The organism is Candidatus Phyllobacterium onerii (assembly GCF_028331445.1).
GTDB classification, from domain to species: Bacteria; Pseudomonadota; Alphaproteobacteria; order Rhizobiales; family Rhizobiaceae; genus Phyllobacterium; species Phyllobacterium onerii.
The window spans coordinates 86,476-92,475 of the sequence record NZ_JAQMHX010000018.1 but is presented as its reverse complement, the minus strand read 5'-3'; the positions used below and the strand labels follow the sequence as shown (position 1 = coordinate 92,475).

The following is a 6,000-nucleotide window of genomic DNA, read 5'->3' as shown; positions in this document are numbered from 1 at the left end:
CCGTTTACTGTTGTTACCGCGATAGTGGTTCCGGGATTCACCATGCACGCGGAATTGACCGCGACCGCGGGACTGGGACATGTTTGCGCGAGGGAAGCCGACGTGAAAGATACTGCTGCGAGAACTGTCGAGGCAAAAAGGAATATGCTTTGCAGCCCACTCGCCTGTACTGCCTTCAGGAAGGCATTCACGACCTGCCGTTGGAGTGAGTTCATTGCTTCCCCCCAAGAGATGCCAATGCACGAATCCACTTAAAGTAAAATGCTCCCTTTTTTGACATCAGTCAAAATTGTTACGGTTACAGTCCTTTAGATTTACGTCGCAAGTTTTGCCTGCCCCATTATGGCGTGAACATTCGCGGGCTTTTTTTGAACTGCGACAAGTGAGCCCCCGCGCGGTAACTTGTTCAGTCAACCACGCGGCGATGGCGATACAGAGGAAGATTCTCCTGACAAAGACGGCCAGGTTGGCATGCCTGCTTGTGCCCGCTCGCTCAATTCATTGATCTGTTTGCGAAGGGACGCTTGAACGACGATACAAATCCGTCCCTTGCCAACAATCCTCCTTGTTTCTGTGTGGATCGGCCTGTGGCGACGGCAAGGTTTAGTTGGAGTGATTGCATAAGTCTCAGGTAGCAAACTGCGAAGTAGAATTACTTATATCTGTTGCGTCGAAATGCCGGTGACAGCGTCCGGTAGTGTGCGTTATCCTTCACCGATGCGGACCGTTCGCCGCGATCAACAGGAGTGCCTAATGCCCGCCTCAATCAAGCCGAACATCATTATGATCATGGCCGACGATGTAGGCATCTGGAACATCAGCGCCTATCACCGTGGCATGATGGGGGGCAGCACGCCAAACCTCGACCGACTCGCAAGCGAGGGCGCGCTGTTCACTGATTACTACGGTCAACAATCCTGTACTGCTGGACGCGCGGCGTTCATCACCGGGCAAACGCCGTTTCGCACGGGGCTGCTTAAAGTCGGCCTGCCCGCGGCGAAGCAGGGTTTGCAGGATACCGATCCGACAATTGCGCAATTCCTCAAGCCGCTTGGCTACGTGACGGCGCAGATCGGCAAGAACCATCTGGGGGATCGCAACGAATACCTGCCCACAGTCCATGGTTTCGACGAGTTCCACGGGATTCTCTACCACCTTAATGCAATGGAGGAGCCCTACGATCCGCAGTATCCGAAGGACGAGAAATTCCGCGAAAGGTTCGGGCCGCGCAACATAATCAGCAGCGTCGCCACCGAGGTCGACAATCCGACAGAGGATCCACGTTGGGGCCGCGTCGGCAAGCAGAAGATCACAGACGCAGGTCCACTGCCGCCGCATCCCGGAATGGATCCCGCTGCCAAGGTGAGCATGGAAGACATCGATGCCGATCTGGTGAGGCGGTCGTGCGACTTCATCGACCGCTCAGTGAAGGCGGGGCAACCATTTTTTTTATGGCACAACTCCACACGGTGCCACTCCTTTACGCATCTCTCCAAGCAGTGGGACGGCAAGACCGGCTTCGGGTTGTTCGCCGATGCGATGGCCGAGCTGGACTGGATCGTAGGAGAATTGCTCGCCAAGCTGGACGCACTCGGCATCGCCGACAACACGATCGTGATGTTCACCAGCGATAACGGTGCGGAAATCTTCAGCTGGCCCGATGGCGGCAATCATCCGTTCCGCGGCGAGAAGGGCACGGTTTACGAAGGCGGTTTCCGGGTGCCTATGCTCGCCAAGTGGCCTGGCGTCATCAAGTCGGGCACCATCATAAACGACGTCATGTCCGCTGAAGATTGGATGCCGACCCTTGTCGCGGCTGCCGGAGGCGAGCCTGATCTGAAAGAGAAGTTGCTCACCGGCTACCAGGTGGGCGAGAAGACCTTCAGGAACCATCTCGATGGCTACAACTTCAAACCATTCTTCGAAGGCAACGTCGCTGAAAGTCCGCGCCGGGAGTTCTTCTATTTCAGCGACAACGCCGACCTTATGGCGGTGCGTTACAACGAGTGGAAGATCACCTTCAAAACTATCGCCGGCAACCTGTTCTCCGGCAAGGAGGACTCGACCAATGTCCCGCTCGTGACCAACCTGCGCGTCGATCCCTGGGAGCGATACCAGAGCGAGTCAACCTCCTACGGCGAATGGTGGGGCAAGAAACTGTGGGTCATGATGCCGGCGACGATGGTCATGAGCAAGTTCCTCTCCACCTTCAAGGACTATCCGCCCAGCCAGGTCTCCGGTTCGCTTAGCGTGGAGAAGGCATTGCAGGCATTACAGGAGGGGGGCAGAAAGAACTGATGGCGCGTCGCGCGCCATTGATTGACTAGCACATCTGGCCAAGCCATGCGGGCAGGGTCTTTTCATTTTCCCTTCGAAAGGGGAATATTCTGGCTTTGCTTTTGGGGAAACCCCTGATTGTCGCCTCGTCTGTTCAAGCGTAAACTGTCGGCGTAGGCAAAGGTCCATTCCGTCCCGCATTCACGCCGTTTTAATTGACGCATGGTGTTCTCGCAGTCCTTTGGGGACTGATGCTCTCCATCGCGCTGCAAAGCTAAGGCGCGCGGGATGCGCTTTGGCGTGAGCCAATTCAGATATCCTTTTTCTTCATCAGTTTCGATAACTGCGTTTCTATCGCGAGCGCGATATCGTCACGCCGGGCCAAGGACAAGTTGTCGGCTATTGCGATGATGGCCGACAGTATTTCGTCTCTGTGCCAGCCCATATCCGAGGCGTGGCCGATCAGTTCTATCAGCTTGTCCTCAATCGCCAACTGACATGAATCAAAGCGCTCGGGATGAGTTCTTGGATGGTGTGGCTTTGGTATCGGCATGGCAGGGGCCGTCACTTCGGCATCAGGTGTTTGGTTCCAGCGTTGATGATAAGCCATCCCCGGTTGTGTGCAAGCGTGTCGCACGCGAGTTGGCAAGCATTGTATCAGACCCCATCGCGATCAGCGTCAATGGTCCAATTATTCAAAAAATAAATGAGTCGAAGGCGGCCGCCGCTCTGGCAAACGGTGAATAAACGGCGCTTTCCTTGGGGCAAAAGACTCGCGGGAGGATGGCAAGCGTAGGTGCGCGATTAGATGGCCTTGGCATGGGTGTCTTCCTGTATAGTCTTGCGATTAACGTGGAGGATTAATGGAGAACACCTACTACACATGCCCAATCTCGGATGAGCCAGTTCATGAAATGCTACCTCGCGTTGGAGATTTTGCCGAGTTCATTTGCCCGAGTTGCGGGCGTTTTCGTATATCTCGGAGAGCACTCAGGCTGATTAAAAACCTTTCCCGCAGAAGGCGCGAAATCTTGCTGAATAAAGCAAGGAGCGATGCCCAAGGTGGTGAGGGCATACCCTTCATCAGAAGCATTCACTCGTGAGAAACAATACAGCCTGGTTCCTCCAAATAATCGCCTTTGCAGGGATTATGAGTGTGCTTCTTGTTGCCGTTTATTTGATATTTCCGACGCGATTTTAAGGGGGGTGGCTAATGGGATTGGTGCGAACAACATTGCTGTAGCAGCTTAGCCTCACTCAATACTTTGACGCCCTGCCTCCCAGTGGGATGTTTCCTTATGTCCCCCCAGGTGCCGACCATTCCCCATTTTGGGGTATGGTCGCGGGCCAGGGTTCTCGCTATCGTGGGGCCAAAAAGGCATGTGGGGGAAATAAGAATGACATTGAACGGCGGTACAGAACACTATCTATGGCTAAAGGTAGGCATCTTCGTTGCCGGCGCTGCTGCAGGTGTTGCTGCAGCTCTAATCATTGCACGAGTGAGGTTGTGAGCTCGGCAAGCGCCACGACTGCCTCATGTTGGGACAGTTATTATTTTTTGTAGACGGATACCCTGCTCGATGTCAGGCCTTGTCCTGATTTTTCGGACTTCGATACTTTGCTAAAATCTTTCTCCCAACGGAGATATTTCCATGAGCAACAACGAGGGGAAGAAAGATGAGGAGAATAAGCCGGCTGAACCACAAAAGCCAACGGGCAAGCGCCCCTCGGGGCCGGTGGCGTCATCTAAAGAAGACCGTGGGCCGTGGCTTGGGCTGGCGGAGCTTGCGTGGCCCCGTGGACGGCTCGTCTCTCGCGATTGACAGCGCCCGCTGATACATTGACTGTCAGTCGAGAAGACCTATTCCGGCGTGAGGACCGTTTCCTGTAGAGGAGCCCAAACCGGGCTTCATCTCATATTATTGTGCGCTGCTATGGACCTAAGTATCGGCTTGGAAGCCTTCAAGCTGCGCCAATATAGTGCAATTCAATCCATCCGCTGGATAAGTGAGATCAACCTTGGTTAATGTGCCAGCGACGCCATTTTTGATAAGTCTCGTGCCCAATCCTTCGACTGTAGGTGGTACTACCGGGGGACCGTTTTTCTCTCGCCAATCCAGCTTGAATGCCGCCTCTTCATCCATTTCGGCAATTCCCCATTCAATAATGATCTGGCCCTCCGTCCGCGAGAGAGCGCCATACTTGAAAGCATTGGTCGTGAGTTCATGCAGCAGCATAGCCAGCGACAATCCCGATTGCGGACCAACCTGCAATTCTGGACCCGTCAGAGTGAACTGACTACTGCGCTTGTCCTCGTCTAGATTAATAGCCTTTTCGACCAAGGTACGAACCTCCATCCGCTCGCCATAACCGGTCAAAAGCAGATCATGCGCTTGCCCCAAGACACGAAGACGTTGGCTGATCGACAGGCGCGCACTCTCGATATTATCCGCGCGGCGCAATGACTGATTGACCAGACCCTGGACCATGGCAAGCTGGTTTTTCAACCGGTGACTTAGCTCTTGGCTCAACGTTGACTGCAGCTCATCGGCCCGCTTTTGCTGCGTCCGGTCTCGGACAATCTTGAGGAAGCCTTCAGCGGCACCATTGTTCTGCAGCGGCATCATTTCACCGCTGGCCCAAAATCTTGTTCCGTCCTTGCGCAGATGCCAGCGCTCGTCTGTTGCCCGACCGTTTTTAAGGGCATTGGCCATTTCTCTGCGCGGGATATCCTGCGCACGGTCGTCACTCGTGAAAATGATGTCAGCGGCAAGTCCCAACACCTCGTCCTCGGTCCAGCCGAAAATATTCTCAGCCCCAACGCTCCATGACGTGACATTGCCGGAAAGGTCAGAGGTCAGAATGGCGTAGTCGATCGCACTTTCAAGAACCATTTCTGCGATACGTGGGTTTGTCATTTGAATCCTTCGCATTGCAGTGGAAAATCAAAAAGGCATGCCACCCCATACACGGTGTAATTGCAAGTGCTGTGTTTCTGAGCATTGAGAGGAACGACTTGGAACCTCCAACCTTGGCGATGCATCAATCGCGAGCTACGCAGCACTCGACAAGGCACGCAGTGGGAGGGCATCGGCTAACCGGTTATGTGTCGTCCATCCGTCCTTGCCGGATTTCAGTCTTGCTTCGGCTCCTTTTTCAACGGCAGCATCAGGCGCAACGTGAGAAACGTGAAGAGCGAGATGATGAACGCCACATCATAACTCTCAAGTCCGACCGCTATACCAATTGCACCGGTTGACCAGATGCTGGCCGCTGTTGCTGTGCCACGGACAGAATCCTTGAGCTGCAAGATAGCGCCGCCGCCGATAAACCCGACGCCGGTAATCAGTCCCTCGATAATACGGGCCGTGGCCTCGGGATTGCCGGCCGTAAGATTTTCGGTCCCTTGAATTAGACCGCAGCTTGCCAAGGCCACAATGGGAAAAGTTCGCACGCCCGCACTGCGTTCCTCGCGTTCTCGATCCAGACCAATCGGAAAAGCCAAGATATAGGCGACCGCCAGAGCAAACACGTGTGGAAATACCGGCAAGGAATTGAGGTAGTGAAACGTTTCGAGCAATGAATTTCCCCCAGACAATCGGTTAAGTTTGCAATTTAAGCGCTGACGGATCGGGCTAGTTTCTGGTCACAGATGCCGTATCCCTTAACATTCTTAGAGCCCAAATTGCACGTATCACCTCTCTCTCGGTCCAGCCGGCCGCC

General features: G+C 54.3%; 5 protein-coding genes. 1 reads left to right on the top strand and 4 read right to left on the bottom strand.

What is annotated here, in order from left to right; translation table 11 throughout:
• On the bottom strand, positions 1–215 hold a 215-nt coding region (locus PHA01_RS26160), incomplete at its 3' end, for a hypothetical protein (protein WP_271899207.1).
• A 538-nt stretch (positions 216–753) separates the two neighbouring features.
• Here PHA01_RS26160 and PHA01_RS26155 point away from each other — a divergent pair.
• The gene (locus PHA01_RS26155; RefSeq protein WP_271899206.1) at positions 754–2,298 is read left to right on the top strand and encodes an arylsulfatase; all 1,545 of its coding nucleotides are present in this window, start codon (positions 754–756) and stop codon (positions 2,296–2,298) included.
• Positions 2,299–2,587: 289 nt separating this feature from the next.
• Here the strand turns inward: PHA01_RS26155 and PHA01_RS26150 are convergent, their stop codons facing one another.
• From PHA01_RS26150 to PHA01_RS26140, 3 genes are all read right to left on the bottom strand, one after another.
• The gene (locus PHA01_RS26150) at positions 2,588–2,887 is read right to left on the bottom strand and encodes a hypothetical protein (RefSeq protein ID WP_271899205.1); all 300 of its coding nucleotides are present in this window, start codon (positions 2,885–2,887) and stop codon (positions 2,588–2,590) included.
• 1,330 nt (positions 2,888–4,217) lie between these two features.
• Positions 4,218–5,195: a sensor histidine kinase gene (locus PHA01_RS26145; RefSeq protein ID WP_271899204.1), complete on the bottom strand. Its 978-nt coding sequence runs from the start codon at positions 5,193–5,195 to the stop codon at positions 4,218–4,220.
• Between the two features lie 215 nt (positions 5,196–5,410).
• A complete protein-coding gene (locus PHA01_RS26140) occupies positions 5,411–5,857 on the bottom strand; it encodes an MgtC/SapB family protein (RefSeq protein WP_271899203.1) in 447 nt (148 codons plus the stop codon).
• Between the last annotated feature and the right edge of the window lie 143 nt (positions 5,858–6,000).